22 protein-coding genes are annotated in these 18,539 nt (G+C 40.2%); 12 read left to right on the top strand and 10 right to left on the bottom strand.

What is annotated here, in order from left to right; translation table 11 throughout:
- Nucleotides 1–192 precede the first annotated feature (192 nt).
- Nucleotides 193–1,026 carry a biotin/lipoyl-containing protein gene (locus AC2CZC_RS26315; RefSeq protein ID WP_484585299.1) on the top strand — a complete coding sequence of 278 codons (834 nt, stop codon included), beginning with the start codon at nt 193–195 and terminating at the stop codon, nt 1,024–1,026.
- A gap of 219 nt (nt 1,027–1,245) precedes the next feature.
- On the opposite strand, the gene AC2CZC_RS26310 is transcribed toward AC2CZC_RS26315, so the two are convergent.
- Together AC2CZC_RS26310 and AC2CZC_RS26305 are read right to left on the bottom strand one after the other, a co-directional pair.
- Complete coding sequence (locus tag AC2CZC_RS26310) at nt 1,246–2,211, bottom strand: MBL fold metallo-hydrolase (RefSeq protein WP_484585298.1); 966 nt, start codon at nt 2,209–2,211, stop codon at nt 1,246–1,248.
- A 32-nt stretch (nt 2,212–2,243) separates the two neighbouring features.
- Nucleotides 2,244–2,732 (bottom strand): MarR family winged helix-turn-helix transcriptional regulator, encoded by a 489-nt coding sequence (locus tag AC2CZC_RS26305; protein WP_484585297.1) that lies wholly within the window; start codon nt 2,730–2,732, stop codon nt 2,244–2,246.
- A gap of 286 nt (nt 2,733–3,018) precedes the next feature.
- On the opposite strand from AC2CZC_RS26305, the gene AC2CZC_RS26300 reads away from it, so the two are divergent.
- Both AC2CZC_RS26300 and AC2CZC_RS26295 read left to right on the top strand, forming a co-directional pair.
- A complete protein-coding gene (locus AC2CZC_RS26300; protein ID WP_484585780.1) occupies nt 3,019–3,501 on the top strand; it encodes a DoxX family protein in 483 nt (160 codons plus the stop codon).
- Nucleotides 3,502–3,781: 280 nt separating this feature from the next.
- Nucleotides 3,782–4,081: a DUF3088 family protein gene (locus AC2CZC_RS26295; RefSeq protein WP_484585296.1), complete on the top strand. Its 300-nt coding sequence runs from the start codon at nt 3,782–3,784 to the stop codon at nt 4,079–4,081.
- Between the two features lie 31 nt (nt 4,082–4,112).
- On the opposite strand, the gene AC2CZC_RS26290 is transcribed toward AC2CZC_RS26295, so the two are convergent.
- Nucleotides 4,113–5,393, bottom strand: coding sequence for a dicarboxylate/amino acid:cation symporter (locus AC2CZC_RS26290; RefSeq protein WP_484585295.1), 1,281 nt, complete (start codon nt 5,391–5,393; stop codon nt 4,113–4,115).
- A 153-nt stretch (nt 5,394–5,546) separates the two neighbouring features.
- Between AC2CZC_RS26290 and AC2CZC_RS26285 the strand changes: the two genes are divergently transcribed.
- The 3 genes from AC2CZC_RS26285 to AC2CZC_RS26275 all read left to right on the top strand — a co-directional run bounded on the left by AC2CZC_RS26285 (nt 5,547) and on the right by AC2CZC_RS26275 (nt 8,373).
- A complete protein-coding gene (locus AC2CZC_RS26285; protein WP_484585294.1) occupies nt 5,547–6,266 on the top strand; it encodes a class I SAM-dependent methyltransferase in 720 nt (239 codons plus the stop codon).
- A gap of 48 nt (nt 6,267–6,314) precedes the next feature.
- Nucleotides 6,315–6,731, top strand: coding sequence for an energy transducer TonB (locus AC2CZC_RS26280; protein ID WP_484585293.1), 417 nt, complete (start codon nt 6,315–6,317; stop codon nt 6,729–6,731).
- Between the two features lie 307 nt (nt 6,732–7,038).
- Entirely contained in the window at nt 7,039–8,373 is a 1,335-nt protein-coding gene (locus tag AC2CZC_RS26275; RefSeq protein WP_484585292.1) for an N-acetylmuramoyl-L-alanine amidase, read from the top strand.
- Between the two features lie 124 nt (nt 8,374–8,497).
- On the opposite strand, the gene sigZ is transcribed toward AC2CZC_RS26275, so the two are convergent.
- Together sigZ and arsH are read right to left on the bottom strand one after the other, a co-directional pair.
- Nucleotides 8,498–9,058: an RNA polymerase sigma factor SigZ gene (gene sigZ, locus AC2CZC_RS26270; protein WP_484585291.1), complete on the bottom strand. Its 561-nt coding sequence runs from the start codon at nt 9,056–9,058 to the stop codon at nt 8,498–8,500.
- 47 nt (nt 9,059–9,105) lie between these two features.
- Nucleotides 9,106–9,849, bottom strand: a complete 744-nt coding sequence (arsH, locus tag AC2CZC_RS26265; protein WP_484585290.1) for an arsenical resistance protein ArsH — start codon at nt 9,847–9,849, stop codon at nt 9,106–9,108.
- A gap of 180 nt (nt 9,850–10,029) precedes the next feature.
- Between arsH and AC2CZC_RS26260 the strand changes: the two genes are divergently transcribed.
- The 4 genes from AC2CZC_RS26260 (at nt 10,030) to AC2CZC_RS26245 (ending at nt 12,502) form a co-directional block, all read left to right on the top strand.
- A complete protein-coding gene (locus tag AC2CZC_RS26260; protein ID WP_063363256.1) occupies nt 10,030–10,239 on the top strand; it encodes a hypothetical protein in 210 nt (69 codons plus the stop codon).
- Nucleotides 10,240–10,468: 229 nt separating this feature from the next.
- Nucleotides 10,469–10,855: a thiol-disulfide oxidoreductase DCC family protein gene (locus AC2CZC_RS26255; RefSeq protein WP_484585289.1), complete on the top strand. Its 387-nt coding sequence runs from the start codon at nt 10,469–10,471 to the stop codon at nt 10,853–10,855.
- 22 nt (nt 10,856–10,877) lie between these two features.
- Nucleotides 10,878–11,336 carry a hypothetical protein gene (locus AC2CZC_RS26250; RefSeq protein WP_484585288.1) on the top strand — a complete coding sequence of 153 codons (459 nt, stop codon included), beginning with the start codon at nt 10,878–10,880 and terminating at the stop codon, nt 11,334–11,336.
- 104 nt (nt 11,337–11,440) lie between these two features.
- Nucleotides 11,441–12,502: a Kelch repeat-containing protein gene (locus AC2CZC_RS26245; protein ID WP_484585287.1), complete on the top strand. Its 1,062-nt coding sequence runs from the start codon at nt 11,441–11,443 to the stop codon at nt 12,500–12,502.
- Nucleotides 12,503–12,523: 21 nt separating this feature from the next.
- Here the strand turns inward: AC2CZC_RS26245 and AC2CZC_RS26240 are convergent, their stop codons facing one another.
- A complete protein-coding gene (locus tag AC2CZC_RS26240) occupies nt 12,524–12,922 on the bottom strand; it encodes a winged helix-turn-helix transcriptional regulator (RefSeq protein ID WP_081216557.1) in 399 nt (132 codons plus the stop codon).
- Between the two features lie 133 nt (nt 12,923–13,055).
- Between AC2CZC_RS26240 and AC2CZC_RS26235 the strand changes: the two genes are divergently transcribed.
- Complete coding sequence (locus AC2CZC_RS26235) at nt 13,056–13,535, top strand: nuclear transport factor 2 family protein (protein ID WP_484585286.1); 480 nt, start codon at nt 13,056–13,058, stop codon at nt 13,533–13,535.
- A gap of 73 nt (nt 13,536–13,608) precedes the next feature.
- Here AC2CZC_RS26235 and AC2CZC_RS26230 read toward each other — a convergent pair whose 3' ends face one another.
- Both AC2CZC_RS26230 and AC2CZC_RS26225 read right to left on the bottom strand, forming a co-directional pair.
- A complete protein-coding gene (locus tag AC2CZC_RS26230) occupies nt 13,609–14,142 on the bottom strand; it encodes a hypothetical protein (protein WP_484585285.1) in 534 nt (177 codons plus the stop codon).
- An 11-nt stretch (nt 14,143–14,153) separates the two neighbouring features.
- The gene (locus AC2CZC_RS26225; RefSeq protein WP_484585284.1) at nt 14,154–15,359 is read right to left on the bottom strand and encodes an MFS transporter; all 1,206 of its coding nucleotides are present in this window, start codon (nt 15,357–15,359) and stop codon (nt 14,154–14,156) included.
- Nucleotides 15,360–15,510: 151 nt separating this feature from the next.
- Here AC2CZC_RS26225 and AC2CZC_RS26220 point away from each other — a divergent pair, with 151 nt between their 5' ends.
- Nucleotides 15,511–16,461 carry a LysR family transcriptional regulator gene (locus AC2CZC_RS26220; RefSeq protein ID WP_484585283.1) on the top strand — a complete coding sequence of 317 codons (951 nt, stop codon included), beginning with the start codon at nt 15,511–15,513 and terminating at the stop codon, nt 16,459–16,461.
- 16 nt (nt 16,462–16,477) lie between these two features.
- Here the strand turns inward: AC2CZC_RS26220 and AC2CZC_RS26215 are convergent, their stop codons facing one another.
- Nucleotides 16,478–17,194, bottom strand: a complete 717-nt coding sequence (locus AC2CZC_RS26215; RefSeq protein WP_484585282.1) for an SIMPL domain-containing protein — start codon at nt 17,192–17,194, stop codon at nt 16,478–16,480.
- A gap of 104 nt (nt 17,195–17,298) precedes the next feature.
- Complete coding sequence (locus AC2CZC_RS26210) at nt 17,299–18,495, bottom strand: serine hydrolase domain-containing protein (protein ID WP_484585281.1); 1,197 nt, start codon at nt 18,493–18,495, stop codon at nt 17,299–17,301.
- Nucleotides 18,496–18,539 lie beyond the last annotated feature (44 nt).

Genomic DNA, 18,539 nt, shown 5'->3' with positions numbered 1-18,539 from the left:
TTCTGTCGCTGATTTATATTCGCTTTTAACGGCTAAAAGTGCCGTTATAGACAATCGTAACTGACGAAGATGGCTTTGAAGTCAGCGATAAAGTCGATACATGGAAATAGTACTGATAAAGCTTTCACATGTTCGTTTTTGGTTAGTAGCTACATTGACGGGTGTTTTTAAATTTATTAGGGAAATAGGGATATGATGATGTTGACAGTGAAAGTACCTCGTTTACCTGTAGGGATAGAAACTGCGCACATAGGAGAGGTCTATGTGACAGTAGGCCAAGAGGTTACACGAGATCAAAAAGTATGTTGTGTAGAAACAGATAAGGTCATTTTTGACCTTAGGTCACCATGCAATGGAGTTGTTGAAAATATATATGTGAAAGAAGGCGAGTTTCATGAGCAAAGTGCTGTTTTAATCGAAATTATGACCGAAGATGTTGAAGAAGTCGATTTTGAAAGCACAGAAAATGACTTGCACCACTCTGATGAAAAAGAAGAGGTTTATGTAGTTGATCACGAATTAAAAGACAAAGGAAATATATGTCTATTTGCACCAGAAATACCTGTAGCTAATGATAATGTCGTCTCTGTGTTTATAAAAGAGGGAACATCTGTTTTTAAAGACCAAGTATTGATGGATATAGAGACTGATATTGCGTTTTTTGAGATCAAGGCTCCACATGATGGTGTTGTTTGCAATCTATTTAAATTGCCCAATGATACTGTCAACTCGGGTGAGTTGATGCTGACATTACTCAGTGATTACGATAAGGCTCTTGAATATAACAAAGCTTTATTAGCTGAGCAGCAGCTAAAAAGGTCTATGATAAATGAAATTGAAGAAGACTCTAAGCTTGAGGCATGTATAGAGGGGCAGGAAACAGTAGAAAAGCATGGTGATGTGCAAGATGAAGAGAGTGGCAATGACTCTACCAAGCATGTAAATACGGCCAGTCCTAGTACCACTCATTATTTTCTTTTAATTTTTATTATAATGCTATTTTTAGTATCGGCTCTTGCTGCCTGAATTTTTATATCTCTTGATTATGACATTTTAATCTGAAAAAGTGGTAGGGCAGTTGGATTTTCCATCAGGCTGGGGGGAAGGAGTGGCCTGTTACACTTAAGACTTTTTTCATCTTATAGTGGTATTGCTCCCTTATTTTTACTGGCCAGTTTGAGTGGTAGATATAAACCATCGCTATAAATAAATAGTCATGGCTTTATTTTTATCTTAGCCATATTACTAGGCCTGAAACCACCTAGCTATATTACTGAGCGTTCTTTGGAAAAAGTTCATCGGCTTAATGATGAAGCTGTCGAATATCAGCTCGGTGGGTGATTCATTTGCTTTTAATACGTTATTGAGGGCGTGAAGTTTCTCTATACTTAAATCCAGCGGTGCCTCATTGGGCTGGTATGGTGAGCCAATAGGGTAATATTGTTTTGGTACATTTGTCATTTCTATATGGGCGCCTAATATTGCCCTTACAGGGTTGTTTTTTGCGAATTGACTCAACTTATTGATGCTGTATTTGTATGCATTCCAGTCCTTAACATAGATATATCCGGGGTAAAGAGTATCGCCAGTCAATAGCCATTGATTCTGCGGATCATAAATACTTAGACTTTCTTCTTGGTGGCCTGGTGTCGGCATAATTGTTAAGACTCTTCCACCAAGGTCGACTATGGCTTGCCCATCAGGCCACCTCTCAAATTTAAAGTAGGCTTGTAGCGCGGCCTTTGATGGCTGGATAAGTGTTGAATTCGCTCGGTTTTTGAAAGCCCAATCACCTTGATAGTGATCGCTGTGCCCGTGCGAGTGGATGACGAGTAATGCTTTTTCTGAAAGCTGTTTTTTACCTAACAAAGCCTCAAGTGTTTGATACAAATTATACGCAGTACTCTCACCCACTGCGCCAGTATCTAACACTAATATGGTTTGCTGGCCGGCCAAGACATATATAAATGGGGCTTCATATGTTAAGCATTTGCTTTGTCTAATAATATAAGTGTTTACATCATGCTGATAGATATCATTGGCAGCCAATTGTGATGTCTCGCAATTTTGAGCTCCATGGTGCCATTTTAGTTTTTTGAGCACGGTGTTTGGCGATGATGCTTCGTTCATTGAATGCGTATTTAGGGTTTGTTCTGTATGAATTGAACAACCACTTAAGAGTATAAGTAATAAAGAAATATAAGCTCTCATATCGCCATCCTTTAGATAGTTTGATTTTTGTTTTAATACTGTGATTTATCCAACGCTTCGAGGCGTTGCATAAGCGGTGTATCGATGAGTGCTTTTTCAGCTTCTCGAACTTTTTGCAGTAAATCACATTCAATTTGTTGAGTGAGTTCCGTGAATATGTCTGTCATCTTCGATGTTAGAGGTTTTAGCTGCATCACTTCTTGTTTACCAAGCTCGGTTAAATGCAGTGTTTTTGCGCGCTTATCCTCCGGGTTAGGTTTTCGGCAAATCAGCCCAAGCTTGACTAGGGTATGAGTTCTTTGTGTCGCCATCTGGTGCGTGACACAAAGTGCTTCGGCTAGCTCAGCGACAGTGGCGCCGTTATTTTTCTCTAAGTAATACATGCTGGATATAGCAGTACTGGGTGTGGTAATGCCATAACTTTGTATTGCGGCGGCGCCTTGATCGCTTATCAAGTCTGATAAACGTCGACAAAAGTGGGCAAGAAATGCTTGGTCTAAGCTCTCTAAATATGCACTCATGATAAACCTTGATATTATACAAGTACTTGTACATTAGCATGCATGTGATTTTATACAAGTACTTGTATAATTTTGACAGGTTCCAAGATTTACGCGATTGCCTTTGGAGCCGGATGCGTTGACATGGTGATGTAAACGTACTTTTTACAAAACAATGATTGAAAAAAAGACAGTACTTCAATTAAATATATCAAGTTAAATAGCATGGCGCATGGATGCAAGAAGCTTGGTTTGCATACCTGAAGTTGCCAACTGTTATCAAGCATATACATATATTGAGTTAGCTATGGTTACCCCTATTATTATTTTATTTTTGTTGATCATGCCTCTTTGCATTGCTCATATAATTGCTCGCTTAAAAGGCGGTGTTGTTGATGTGAAAAAGTTCGCCTGTTGGGGCTTGGGGTTAGCTTATTTGTTCTTTTTTATTGGGCATTTTGTAAAAGCGCAAGGAATGGTGGAGATGCTTCCCCCTTGGGTCCCATATCGATTAGCCTTGGTATATTTGACAGGCTTACTTGAGCTTATTGTTGGCATTGCCTTGTTCATTCCAAAATTTCAAGTCTTAGCAGCAAAAGTTGCGATTGCGATGTTTGTCGCTTTCTTCCCTGCGAATGTTTATGCCGCGATAAATGGCATAGGCTTGGGTGGTCATCAATGGGGACCAATTTATTTGCTTATCAGAGGGCCGTTACAGCTCATTTTAATCTCTTGGGCTTATTTTTTGTGTATTAGAGGGCTTAGTATACGGACTTCGGCATTGAATTAGCGTGTTTTGATGGGCTGGTTTAGAGCGCTTTATAGTAGTCTGCAGAAACTGTATATACTCAGTTTAGCATCTAGATGTTCTAAGATTTTGTATATTGATACAAATGGAGTCTTAGGTCAAATTATAAGTGGCTACGTAGGCCACTTACTTTTGCCAGCAAAAGCTTATTTCAGTCAATAAAAACTCGCTAAATCACATTGATCTATTCTCACGTTAACTTTAAACATGCACTTGCTATTATATTCAATAATTACAACTATTTAATGTTAAGGAGTAGCAAATGAAACCTCAATTGTTCGTGCTAAAAATGCCATTTGAGGATGGGCCGGGAAAGATGTGGATTTGTTCACATTGTGCACTAATTGAAGGTGCCCTATCTGTTAATTCACACTGGGAAGATAGTATTGAAGTACACCGAATTGACTTTCCAAAACCACGCAAAATGTTGGTGGAATTGTTAGGTGAAGATAAGCAATGGCTACCCGTGTTAATACAACCGGATAAGCGTACCATTACGGACCCTATTGAGATCATTAATACGCTTGCAGAGCAATTTGGTGGCGCATCTGTGCATCCGTAAAGATGTTCAGATTTTCAAGTGTAGATGCGTTCTACACTGCTTTACTTAGCCACCGGTTCATTAACAGGCATGCTGTGAGATCCCCTGTGACATTTAGCGTGGTTCTACACATATCTAAAATTCTATCTACCCCTAAGATAATCGCAATACCAGAAGGCGGAATGCCGAAGCTGGTTAATACTGACGCGAGTATGACAATACCTACCCCAGGTGTACTTGGGGAGCCAATTGATGCGCCAACTGTAGTTAGCATTAAAAGTATGATTTGACTGTGTGATAGTTCTACACCAAATACTTGAGCTAAAAATAGGGCTGCTATGACTTGGTATAGTGCAGTCCCATCCATATTGATGGTCGCGCCAAGGGGGATAATAAATTGTGCAATCGGTCTTTTTACTTGTAACTTGTGTTCTGCGATTTTCATAGATAACGGCATAACAGCGGCGGAACTTGAGGTAGAAAAAGCAAGAAGTTGAGCATCTTTAATGGTTGTTAAAAACTGCCATGGTGGCACTTTGCCCATGATAAAAACCAGCAGTAAATAAACACATAACAGCATCAATAAACCTAATAATACTGTCATGACATATGCGGAAACACCAATAAGTGCGTCAACGCCAATTCTTATGGTGATATCACAAAGCAAACCAAATACTGCCATAGGCGCTAGTTTCATTGCCCAGTTAACGATTTTAAGAGAGAGCGACTGTACTGCTCCTGTGATATCGAGTAGTAAACTTTTTTGCTTTGCAATTAAAGAGGTCATGGCTAGGCCAATAAAGCCTGAATATAAGACGACAGCAAACATATCTTTGTCGAGCGCAGATTGAGTGAAGTTAGCCGGGATCATTGTTGCGACTCTTTGGGGGATACTTGAAACGCTTACCTCGGTCGTAGACGGTGCGATTGTCTGTACTCCTAGGTCTTTTAAAAGCTTACCGTCAACGAAATCACCCGGTGTGATAACTGTTGCAATTACCACACCTATACTGACGGAGATGATGGTTGTTATCACAAAATAAGGAAAGATCCGAAGACCAACCCTTTTTAAAAATTCAGTATCTTGATTGCCAGCTATACCTAAAATAATGGAGGACATGACAAGTGGAATAACGACCATTTGGATCAAGGCTAAAAATAATTTTCCTGGTAAAGCAACCCATAGTGCAACTTGCTGTGCGCTTTGCTCGTTCAGCCAGCCAAACCCTTTTGGTGAAAGTATTAAACCTGAGATTAGCCCCAAAACTAAGGCTAATATAATTTGTTGCCAAAGCGCTTTTTTATTAAATGTACGATTGATTAAATTGATCATTTAAACCTCCGTTTTTATCTTACTAATTTAATTTATCAATCTATAAGATGTAATAATTTGACACTCATCAACTGTCCCTTTTGTAGTTTTACTTTATTTATTTTATTGATTAATGTTATCTTTTTACTGTATCTAAATTAGGTAAGTATATTAATGGAATACAATAGCCCTTTAGGAAAAATAAAAGAGCAGTATTTACTGTCACTTTTGCAATTACCCGCGTCTTCTGATGTTTTAGAAGTTGGTTGCGGTAATGGAAGGTTTTTACACCAGATCTTAGAAGCATATGAAGCTAATGTTGTTGGTGTGGATATTGATGCGCAATTAATAGCACAAGCGCAATCATACTGTGTCGATAATTTTGCGTCGGATTGTTTCAAATTTATCAGTCAGCCGATAAAAGAAGTTGATTTACCCAAAGAACACTTTGATTTAGTGGTTTGTAATGGCTCCTCTCATGCTTTTGGAGACGGGGAGAGTGCGTTGGAAAGTACCTTTTTTGAGGTTTTAAAATTATTAAAACCAGGGGGGAGACTTTTACTTGGCGAGTGCTATTGGAAGCAGCAGCCGGATCAAAGCTACTTGGATGTGTTGGGTGTCACACAAGATATGTATCAAACTCATCATGGCAATGTAAAGTTGGCACGAGAGGCTGGGTTTATAGCATTGTATGCGACAACAAGCAGTGAAGAAGAATGGGATAATTTTGAGTGGACTCGAGTTATGAACAATCATGCATTGTTAGCTGATCCAGCATGTGAGGATGCATTAAAGTTAAAAACGCAACAACTAGAAAAATGGATAGATATTTATCTTGAGTTGGGCAGGGATACACTTGGTTATGGATTTTACATTTTAGAAAAACAATTTTAATATATAAGTCTCAACTTTTTTATAAACTTAAAATGTAAAAGGATTTTTATGCGAAATATTTATATAGGAATAGCTTTTCTTTCTTTAATTGGCTGCTCTTCGTCAAATAATTTAAAGCAAGATGAAAATAATAATATTATAGATTTAACTAATTCAAATATACCAACAGAGGAATATTGGCAGGTTTCTAGGTCTTTAGCTCCTAATTACCCCTTAAAGGCCGCTAAAGAAGGCGTAAGTGGTTGTGTTGAATTTGAGCTTGTTATTTCAAGTGAAGGCAGGGCATCTGAGTTTCAAATAATTAAATCTGTGCCGAATGAAGTGTTTGATCTTGCAGCAAGAAAAGCATTGAGAAAGTATGAATGGAAACCGGCCAGTAGTAACCAGTCGAGTCGTCCCATTAAAACAACATTGCAATTAGACTTTTCAGTTGAGCTTTCTAAGCCAGTTCCTGAGTGCGTTTAGCTGTGCATAAGGTATTAAGTTAATTTGGCTTGAGTAACGCTTATAGTGTTTTACTTTGCTACTGCGATTGATGTCAGCATGAAAAGCTGGCATTAATTGCCCATGAACTCATCAGTGGCAAAAAAAGAATTATCGTTTCCATTGCCGCTCTAGACTTTTTAAAGGGAAGTGAATGACGCCTTTTAGTCTGATGATAAAAATTGCGTCTATCGTTGGTTTATTTTATTAGCATTGATTTCACTTACATTATCTTGTTTACTAGTATAATCTATATTGACGCAGTATTTTTTGATTTTAAGGATGAGCTTTGAAAGCCGATTTAGCAATTTCAAAACTTTTAATTCGCTCATTTTTAGTTTTTCTTATGCTTTTTGTGAGTGTGAATAGTGTAAAAGTACACGCACAAAATAATATTGAATCAGTACGTCTTTGGTCAGCACCATCGAGCACGAGAGTGGTCTTTGATTTAAAAGACAAGCCAGATTACTCATTTTTTAGTTTACGTTCACCAAATCGCTTGGTCATTGACTTTAGCGACAGCAAAACCCAAGTCGATTTTAAAAAGCTGGCTCGAAGCGATCATCGAGTTAAAAAAGTGCGAACCAGTGCACCTAAAAATAAAAAATCTAAACGTGTCGTATTAGAGCTAGATGGCGCATATAAGCTCGTTGTTTTCCCTTTAGCACCAACAGGGCAGTATGGACACAGGCTTGTGGTGGAGCTGCATGATACCGTAAAACCTAAACCTGTGGTTAAAAATAAAAAGGCTGATGAAAATAGAGACGTTGTGGTTGCAATTGTCGCCGGGCATGGCGGGGATGACCCTGGCTCGATTGGATATAAGGGCAGTTATGAAAAACATGTCACATTGGCGATAGCTAAAAAACTCGCAGCTCAACTTAATAAGCAAAATGGCTTGAAAGCGGTTTTGATACGGACTGGAGATTACTTTGTCAGGCATGAAAGAAAGCCGCGTATGGCACGAGAAAATAAAGCTGATTTGTTAATATCAATCCACGCCGACGCGTTTACGTCGCCTCAGCCAAATGGCGCTTCTGTTTTAGTGCAATCTGCTCGAAGAGCGAATTCTGAATTTACCAAAGTCATAGCAAATCGCGAAAAAGAGTCTCAATTACTGGGGGGCGCAGGCGAGATCATCAAAAATACGCAAGACGATAATTTGGCCGTGATCCTTGCTGATATGACTAAAGAGTTTACGACTCAAAGTAGCTACGTGTTTGCTACAGAAGCTTTAAAAGAGTTGAAAAAGGTGACTAAGTTACATAAGACAAAACCTGTCGGGTTAAGTTTAGCGGTATTGACGGCGCAAGATATACCATCAGTCCTTATTGAAACGGGTTTTATATCAAACCCAAAAGATGAAAAAAACTTAAATAATCCAGCTCATCAGAAAAAATTAGCGACGGCGATTACTCGTGCGATCCAAAACTATTTTAATCGCTACCCTCCTAAAGGCTCCTTACTTGCGAGTAAAAATATGCCAGTGCATAGCGTAGTCAATGGAGAATCATTATCGCTGATTGCACAGCGGTATAATGTTTCTTTGTCAGCACTTAAAAAAGAGAATGGGCTGAAGTCTAACATTATCCATGTTGGGCAGAAGCTGACGATCCCAAAGTGATAAGTACTTAGTCTATAATTTAGTGAATTCATGTGGGTATTTTACCTTTAAGTGCATTTTGCAGCAGCGGCTTATTCGAAAACTCACAGAGCGAATTAGATACGAATACCTATTTGCACTCACTCTATTTATTTTCGGGCTTTAACTTGCGTGTATTAAAGTCCGCTTTTGGGTGGTATTCAATAAGGTTGCCACGTTTATCCAAATCATAGTCACAGCAAGCATGAAAAACGTCATTCAACTCTGTTCGAGCTTTTTGCACTCGGGATTTTACCGTCGAGTAGCTGATAGATAGCTCTTGTGCGAGTTGTTTTTGAGATTTACCTTCAAGCTCCACTTCTTCCAATAAAGAGGCGCTTTTTTCAGGCAGTGCCTGAATAAAAGGCTTGATGCATTGTGCCAGTTCCATTTTAATATTTCTTTGTTGCGACTCATACCATAGCTGCTGTGATTCAATGAGTTTCTCTTGTCCATTTTTGCGGTAATGATCTATCACAGTATGGTGTGCTATTTGAAAAAGCCATGCTTTAATGCTGCTTTTTTTATTTAAGTTGTGCATGGCGAGATGCGTTTTTAGTAACACATCTTGTAATAAGTCTTCAACGTCGTCAGGGTTGGACACTTTGCTATGTAAAAACGCCTTTAAACTGCTTCTATATTCTCGCCAGATTTCTTCAATGGTCATATCAATTCTCAAAAGAGCAATAGCATATTTACTATTGCCCATTTATATTAGCAGCACGATATCTGTTTAGTTTTAACTGATGGTGTTTTTTGCTCTAAGATATCTCCCATCGCAGGAGGTATTTCTGTTTGTGGTGTAACTTTGGCTTTTCGCTCACTGTATCTATCGACTAAAAAATCTTTATTGTCTCGGGTTAAATAAGTAAAACGCATTAGTTCTTCCATCACATCAACAACTCTATCTCGATAGCTACTTGCCCTCATGGAACCATCGTCATTAAATTCATTGTAGGCTTTCGCTACCGATGACTGATTAGGTATGGTTAGCATACGCATCCAACGTCCTAAAATTCGCATATTATTCACCGCATTGAAGCTTTGCGAGCCTCCACTGACTTGCATGACGGCAAGAACTTTACCTTGTGTAGGCCTCACCGCACCAATGGATAAGGGGATCCAGTCAATTTGGTTTTTAAGCGCAGCAGACATATTGCCATGTAGCTCAGGTGAGCTCCATACTTGTGCTTCAGACCAAGTAACTAAATCTCTAAGCTCTATGACTTTGGGATGCTCGGCACTCTCGCCATGATCAAATACAGGCAGACCTTGAGGATTAAAATATCTGACTTCTGCGCCCATATCGGTCAGTATATTGCCCGCTTCAATAGCTACTTTTTTACTTATGGAATTGGCTCTTAGTGAGCCATATAAAATAAGCACTCTTGGCTTGTGTGCAGATCCAGTTTTTACTGGGGCTTGTAAGTTGAATGTGTGAGTGTCGAGATATTGCATAAATGCCTCCAAAAGAATCAACACTTATAAGACGGGAAAGTGTTAAAAAAGACGAAAATCTCTCATTATTTTTGGAAAAATACATTTATTTATATTTTGTTTTCTTTTTTGTGTTGTTTTGTTAGCATTTTGTCGTGGTTATACAATCACATCAATTATTAAAATAAGGAAAGACAAATAATGATAAAAACAACACTCGCCGCATTAGCAGCCATCATTACTATTTCACTGCCTAGTGTTTCTACAGCTGAGGAAGCGACTTACGTCGTATGTTATAAAAATGGTTCATTCTTGTGGTATGAAGAGGCATATAGTGATGGTTCCATTAATAGCGCGTATTTTCGTTGTATCAATGAAGGTGGCACGCCACGCGTTTTCGGTGGTCGATAATCATAGCGAAGTAGTTAGCTAAGATTGAATTGACTAATGAAAAGTTGAGCCATACAAGTGTGGCTCTTTTTACTTTTATACCTCATGAGTGTGTTGGCTCTGCGCATAAGCTAATTTCTTGTAATCTGTTTTAATCTTTTTATTTTCTGCGTTATTGTGAATTTACAAGCGCTATGCTGATCGTATTTTTTTGCATGTACGTATCGGGTAATAAACAAGAGTGAGAAACATGACTAAACTAACGATATTTTACGATGGTACGTGCCCTCTTTGCGTGAAAGAAATGACGGCATTGACTAAACGTGACAAGACTGCGCAAATTAAAACAGTGGATATACACAGTGATGAGTTTGTTAACTATCCACACATAGACCCAAAGCAAGCTAATTTAATTTTACATGCACTTGACGAGCAAGGCGGTTTGTTGCTGGGATTAGATGTCACACATCGTGCATGGCAATTGGTCGGCATGGGGTGGCTATACGCACCACTGCGCTGGCCTCTCATTAAACCAATCGCGGATAAGGTTTATTTGTTGTTTGCAAAAAATCGTTATCGTATCTCGTATTTACTGACAGGCAAGTCGCGTTGCGAAAGTGGTGTGTGCCGCCGTTAATAGACAGCTATCAAGAAAGGTGATGGTCAAATTAATTATCCAGTCTCGATTACAAAATGTGATAGATAGAGCTTATAAAGCTGCATGTTGTTCTTTGTTACAGTTTGCGATTGCGAGCTTGTGTATTTTTGCGTTTGATGCGCGTGTAAATCAGGATCAAATACATGTCGCAGTCGTATTCTTTGCTTTCATTAGCACAGTTCCACCTATCTGGTTAGCTGTATTTAATACAGGAAAAAGTCGCGTGGTAGAACACGGTGTTAAACTGAGCGAAGATAATTTTGAATTGATACAACTCGGAGAAAGTAGCGTGTTATCTCGCTCTGAAATTATTGAATTTAAGGTGGCATATGGCTTACTGGGGAAGCAGCTTAGCATCACAGATGAGTCACAAAACACAATTCGCTTTGGCTATTATGCTTTCAACGCTCGGCAAAAACGAGAAATCACTGCCTATCTACAAGAATCAATTCAAGTCTAGTATGCTAATTTAGTTACATAAGTTTTATGTTGAGGAAAAAGTCACAGGCATTAGGGGCCGAGTATGCTTTACTTCTCAGACCACGAATGTAACCAGTTCAACCTATGAATAAAAAGTTTTACGCAATTTTAATCGCCTCTTTTTGCGCTATTGCACTGCAAGCTTGTTCTGTTGATTCAACGTTAGGCAAAGCGCCTGAGCCAAAAAATATCCAATGGCAATCACAGACAAGGTTACCTGCACCACTTCAAGAAGTGTACCCAACCGTTTTTGATGAAAAAGTATATGTTGCGGGGGCTTTTGAACATATGCCTCCCGAACATGCTGTGCTCGCTCACTTGGCTGCATCTAAAAAAACTCATGTGTACGATACACAAACTCAAAACTGGACGCGTGGTCCTGTGTTGCCACAACCTCGGCACCATTTAGGACTGATAGCCAATGACAATGTGCTTTATGCAATAGGTGGATTTAATGCAACATCAGACGACGCATGGCAAGTAAAACGTACCGTTTATACATTACAAAAAGGGCACAATACATGGGGAGTAGGGCCTGACTTGCCAATGCCTCTGGGGGAATCAGTGTACGGTGTGATCAATGGCTATGTCCATGTTGCTGGTGGTCGCACTCTGATAAACGGTAAATTGAGTGACACAAATGCGCATTGGGTATTGAAAGCAGGCCGGTGGCAACAAGCTGCGCCTTTGCCGATAGCCAGTAATTCAGCGACGTCAGTGGTGATTAATGGTCAATGGTATGTGATGGGTGGCCGTGTTAATGCACTCGATTTTAAAAATCTCGATAATTTATGGCGATATGACGCCCAGCAGGATAGCTGGAAGAGTCTTGAAAGTATGCCGCAGGCCAGTGCTGGGCTAGCCAGTGCTGTTTTAAATGGCCAAATCTATGTGTTTGGTGGTGAAGAGTATTCATACACCACGAACAATCAGGGAGAACGAGAAATGAAAACGCGTACCTTTGATGGTATTTGGCGCTACGATCCAGATTCCAACCTTTGGCACACTGATCCGGCTACAATGACCTCGACGCGTCATGGGCTTGGTGCGTTAACTGTAAACAATCATATCTACTTGTTGGGTGGAGCAACACAAGCGGGGGCAACAGGCACCTCCGCCATATTTGAGCGCATGTCGTTACAATAAAAAACAGAGTGTGAATTGTGGCTATTGTCGAATATTGGCCATCAACTCTTCTAATAATGCCGCCCGATCGCTTTGTGCACGTTCGACTAATTGCGTTGGTATGTTTAAATCCGGAGCGTGCTTTGCGCTCCAAAGTATCATTTCTAACAGAGTCGGCATTAAATCTATGCCTGGCTCTGTGAGTTGATATACCTTTTTTCGCTTATCTTTCTCATCAGGTAATTTCTTGATGAGTCCTTGCTTTTCTAACTTCTCCAAGCGGCTAGATAGAATGTTGGTAGCCATCTTTTCTTCTGAGTTTTGTAACTCAGAGTAAGAATGTTTAGCAAAAAACATCAGATCTCTGATGATCAGTAAACTCCATTTATCCCCAACAATATCAAGCACATTAGAGATAGGGCAGTCAGAACGTTTGGTCATAATAGGTCTCTTTGTTCGATGTCCTTACATAATAATTCACTTGCATTTTGCAATCAAATAATTTAACTTGCATTTTAAAAGTTAAATACAAGGCGATTAAAGCCTTGATTGAATCAAGTTTTAAGGGCGAACAATGCGTAATCCACAGATCAATTTACAAGCACTAACTCAATCTCACTGGCAAGCAGAGGACCTTGGTAATGCCCAAGCTGTGGTTGAATTTGTGCAGTTACTGATGAACGATCACAATTTTGACGAAGTCATCGCGCGCTTTGGAGAAGATCAATACAAGCAGCACAACCGTACAATGGCTGATGGTATCGCTGGTGTGGTAAAAACGCTCAAAGACTTTGTGAAATTAGCACCTGAGTTTAGCTATGACGTCAAACGCATGTTTGTTGATGGTGAACAAGTGATCATTCACTCTCATGCGACATTAAAAGCAAAGCACCGTGGTGATGATACAAAAGGCATGAACATCATAGATACGTGGACTGTGAGAGAGGGTAGTTTGGTAGAACATTGGGATGCGATACAGCCGTTAGATATGTCTATGCGACTTTATAACTTGTTTATGGGCGGTAAAATTAACAATACGAATGGGGTCTTTTAATCTTGGTCCAAACGAGTTTTCTGAGCCCACTTTTATTGGCTAAAGTGGGCAATGTTAAACGTCTGTTTTAGAGTTAACCCGGTTTATGTAGCGCCTTATTTATCTCAATTTTGTGACAGGTTTTGCCATAGCCGAGCGCATATTTGAGTGTTGGAAATACGCGGTAGGTGCTGATACTAAAGCTTAATGTGATGAGCCCAGGTTGGCCCCAAAGTGAAACAATTTGTGCTTTAAGGTCATCAGCACTTGGGTTATGGGCCAGTACCAGTTCGGTAAAGCGCATGGTAAGCGCTACCTCTTTAGGCACTTTGTCTTGCTGGTTTTTTATGATCTGTTCAATAAGCGCCGCGTCTAATCCAGCTTCTAATGCCATATTGACAGCAAGTTGTATGCAAGGCCCGCAATCTTCATTGATGAGTGTGCGTATGCGTGCAGCAAATAACGGGGCAATGGGTACCTGCGCATCATGGGATGACATGCTGGTAAAACCCCAATATTTGAAAAAAGCGGCCAAACTAGATTGCAAAATATCTTCCATATATTGCACATCATAATCGTATCTTGATTTCATATCTTGTATCTGTTTATTAAGCAAAAATCTGATCATGATACTTCCTTTTATTGCTTAGCGTGTGTAGTAAGAGTGGGAGTAGATTGCCCCTTTATAGGAGGCGCTGTTTTGAGCGGCATATATAAAATGACTGCACAAAGCGCAAATAGCGACGCACAGACCGTGAGCATCAGGCTATAGTCATTTGGTGTTATTAAAAATGCGGCTAGCATGGGCCCTGATGCCATCGCGATAGAGGATACGAGTGAGCTTATAGTAGACAGTCGTCCACTGGGGCTGATATCAGCTATCGTGGCAAATAAAAAGGATTGCACAGCAGGCCATGCAAAGAAGAACAGGGCTAGTGCGACAATATAGGCAGTTATGGAGATGGTTGGTTGAAGTAACACGAGTACAGCAACGAGACATAATGAAATGCTGATTAAGATCAGTGGTCGTCTTTTAATAAATGGTGCTTGTATCATGGGAATGACGGCACCCAGTAGACCCAATAAGCCCGTAAAGGCAATATAAGTACTCACTTGTGTTTCATTTAAGTTTGCTTTCATGCCAATTAAACCGACATAGGCATAAAGTGCGCTGGCTGCGGTTAAATAAATAAAGATGACTAGCATTATTGTTATTGAAAGGCCAAGAGAGCCTACTCTTGTATGGCTTTCTTGTGACTTAGTGTTAGTTGTAAAGCGCCCCGCAGGGATACTTATTGCCATTAATATACTCAAGGCCGCAATGGTCGCCATAATATAAAATACAGCATGTTCGCCTAGGTTAAGTTCAAGTTGTGGCAGTGTGTACATCACCAATGCACCGATGACAAATTGAATAAATAGTAAAAAGCCAAAAGCCCGATTTGTATTGTACATTTTTGCAAGCACAGAAAATGACACGCCAACAGCCAGCCCACCTGCAAAACCTGTGGCAAATCTCAACACCAACAAGGCGTCAAAGCTAATAATCGTGGGAGTGGTTAATTCTAAAAGCAGTAAGACAGACATGGCACTGATAATCGTCGGTTTCCAATGTATATATTTCACACTCAAAATAGCCAGCGCAGTGCCAAATAAAGCGCCATATCCGTTGAATGCAACAACTTGACCAGCTTGGCTTTCTGTATGCCCTAAGCCGTTTGCTAGTGCATTCATTAAACCCGGTAAAAAATTGATATAAGAGAGCCCTGACATAGCAATGAAAGCAACCGCAAAATATAGCCGTAACGGTTGTTTGTCTGGTGTATCCGTGTTGAATTGTCGCAAAACTTAGCCTCCAAATAGTGCTTTAAAATGGTTGGCTCAGTGTATGAAGACGTCATACATGGAAAAATAGTAAAAAATACAGATCAACCATGAATATAATTCACGGATCAAACTGGTATATTGGAGGGAAAAATAAGAAGGAACATATCAAATGGATAAGTTAAGAGCATTGGAGCTATTTATTGCAACTTGTGAAGAAGGTAGCTTTGCTGCGGCTTCGGCATATTGTAATACTGATCCATCCGCAGTGAGTAAAGCAATTAGCCGCTTGGAAGCACAGCTGCAAGTAACGCTGATCCAGCGCTCAACCAGACAGTTGAGTGTCACCGATGCTGGTAAGCAATATTTATCTACTGCTCGAAAGTTGTTACAAGAACTCTCTGCGTGTGAAGGGGAGATTAAACACCTCAATGACTCGCCAAGCGGGGTATTGAAGGTTAACTCTGCGGTATGTTATGGGCATTTATATTTACGACCCGTATTGGCTGCGTTTTGTGCGCGTTACCCCGAGATTAAACTCGACTTGCAAATTAATGACTTGCATACGGATGTGATTGAGAGTGGTGTAGATATTGCGATTCGAACGGGCTACGTGAAAGACAGTCGGTTAGTTGCGAAAAGGCTCAGCCCAATGGATTTTTTTGTCTGTGCATCACCAGACTATTTAGCTAAAAATGGTACTCCTGCACTACGAGATGACTTTAAAGCACATCAGTGGATAGGGTTTCGCATTAAAGAAACACAGCAACTGCAACCCATTTATTTACCAAACGAGCAAGGAGATTATGCACTGTATGACCTTGAGTCTAGTCACATTACGGACGATGGGGAAATGATGGTGGCAATGTGTGAGGATGGATTAGGGTTTGCACAGTTACCCCACTTTTTGGCAAAAGCTGGACTAGAATCTGGCAAGCTGGTGTCTGTTTATCCACACTTTAGGCCACCACAAATAGAGAATGGAGTATTTGCAATATACCCTAAACGTACTTATTTACCTGCTAAAGTACGCGTTTTCCTCTCATTTTTAGCTGATGCACTCGAAAAGCAAAATGAAAGCGCTTATCAGACATGGGCTGAACAAGTTGCTTATGTACGATGACGAACCTCTATACTGTTTATTCTATTTCTAAATCAAACACTGCATTCACTGATGCAGAAAATGTAATGGTTGCTTGTAAGTATCGACCAGTAGATAAATAAGCACTGTCAATCTGCGAGCCAGTCACCTCTATGCGCTCAATACCGTATTGGTATCTAGAGCCATGAGCGTTGGGGTCGATACTGTAGATTTGACCGAGCTTTGCGCCAAAAGCTTCGGCATACATATTGGCTTTATCCTTTGCGTTGTGAACAGCTTGCATGGTCGCTTCTTGTCGGAATTGAGATGATTTTGAAGATCTGAATTTGATGTCGTCTATTGTGTCGATTTTTACACTCAGGGCGAAATTGATAAAATCATTAAGCTTATTTATGTTGGTTAGCGTGACAGTGATTGAGCGAGTGGCGATATAACCTGACTCAACTGGGTTGTCCTCATCATCATAAATAATATTAGGTTCAGTTAATAAACTAGACGCTGAGACATGTTCATCTTTAATGTCAAATGTACCCAATCCCTCTAATAAAGCATTGACCCGTTTATCTAGCGCTTGCTTTGCCGCCAAAGCAGTACTTTTCATGACCTCAACTTCAAAAGAAATATCAGCAAGGTCGGGCTTTGCTTCAACTGTTGCACTGCCTTGTATACTTACATGTCTATTGTCGGGCAGTGGCGAATTGGCATACACGGACATGGCGCAAAAGGAGGTAAGTGTAAAATAAATGGCTTTCATAGTGGTTCCATTATTATTATTTTGATATCAAATTAGCATGCTTTAAAAGCAAAGGTAATGATATTAATCTACTTTTGTAGCTACCTCCCTTAACTAGTAAGCCCTTATAACAATGATTTATATAATCCTTTGATTAAGTTCTGTTGCCGTTTACCGCAGAGGCTTTTGTCGTATTTATTTGGGGTATGAAAAGATTCAGTCACATAAGCAAAAGCAAGTTGTGATTTGGGGTCGGCAAACCCAATAGATCCGCCCATACCCATATGACCAAATGCCTCTAAGTTGGGCCCCATTGGGCAAAAGTCCGGGGAGTTGAGCATCATACCAGCGCCCATGCGCCATTGCTTTTGGGTTGTAAGCTCTTGCCCTGCAAAACTCAATTGCGTCATTGTTTTAACCTGTGACAGTGGTAGAAGTGTTTTGCCTGTTAAAGTCCCGCCATTTGCTAAGAACGCATACATTTTTGCGAGCCCAAAGGCTGAAGCATGGCCAGATACCGCAGGGATCTCACTATTATGCCAAGCCGATGAGTTTGGGTGATAGTGTTCATTACACGGTCTAAAATACTGGTATTTCCAATAAGGAATATTAGGCAACCAACGGGACATTATTTTTAGCCCAAAACGAGAAAAGGCTGGGCTTGGTTTTATATCCCGATGCGGATAGTTTTCTTGTCTTTTTAATGCGCAATCAATTTCAAACGGCTGTGCTATTTCTTGATCGAAATATGTGCTTGGCACGCGGCCATCAACGCGGCGCAATACCTCACCTAAAATATGACCGTATGTAAGGGCATGATATACGAGCTTTTGTCCTGCAAGAAAGATAGGATCGGCTGATTCAAGATTGCTAATTGATGCTTGCCAATCAAATATATCATGGGGTTTTCCCGTAGAGTGGCAAGGTAATCCCGCGCTGTGATTGAGCACAGAGGCAATGGTGATATGTGCTTTATTGTGTTTCGCAAACTCGGGCCAGTAACGACAAATAGGGGCATCTAATTCGATTTGCCGATTTGCAGCTAATTTGTGGATGCAGATAGCCAGCATTGCTTTTGAGCAAGACATTATACTGACTCTGTGATTTGCTTGCCAAGGTGAGGTGTGTTTGTTGTTGCCATATAAGTTAACCACTAATTGCCCGTTGTGATAAACACAGATCGCAGCGCCAGTTTCGCGGTGTCGTGTAAAGTTATCTACAAAAGCATCCTTGAGGGGCTTAAATCGGTCTAAAGCTGTACCTTTAATTTCTGGTGTCTGGCTATCGTCATGGTTATTAACTGAAGTAAAATTATTCATCATATATGGCTTGTGATTGAAAGTGTGTGTTGTATTGAACGCACATT

Source organism: Pseudoalteromonas sp. MMG033, assembly GCF_057197785.1.
This window is presented reverse-complemented; position numbering and strand designations above follow the sequence as displayed.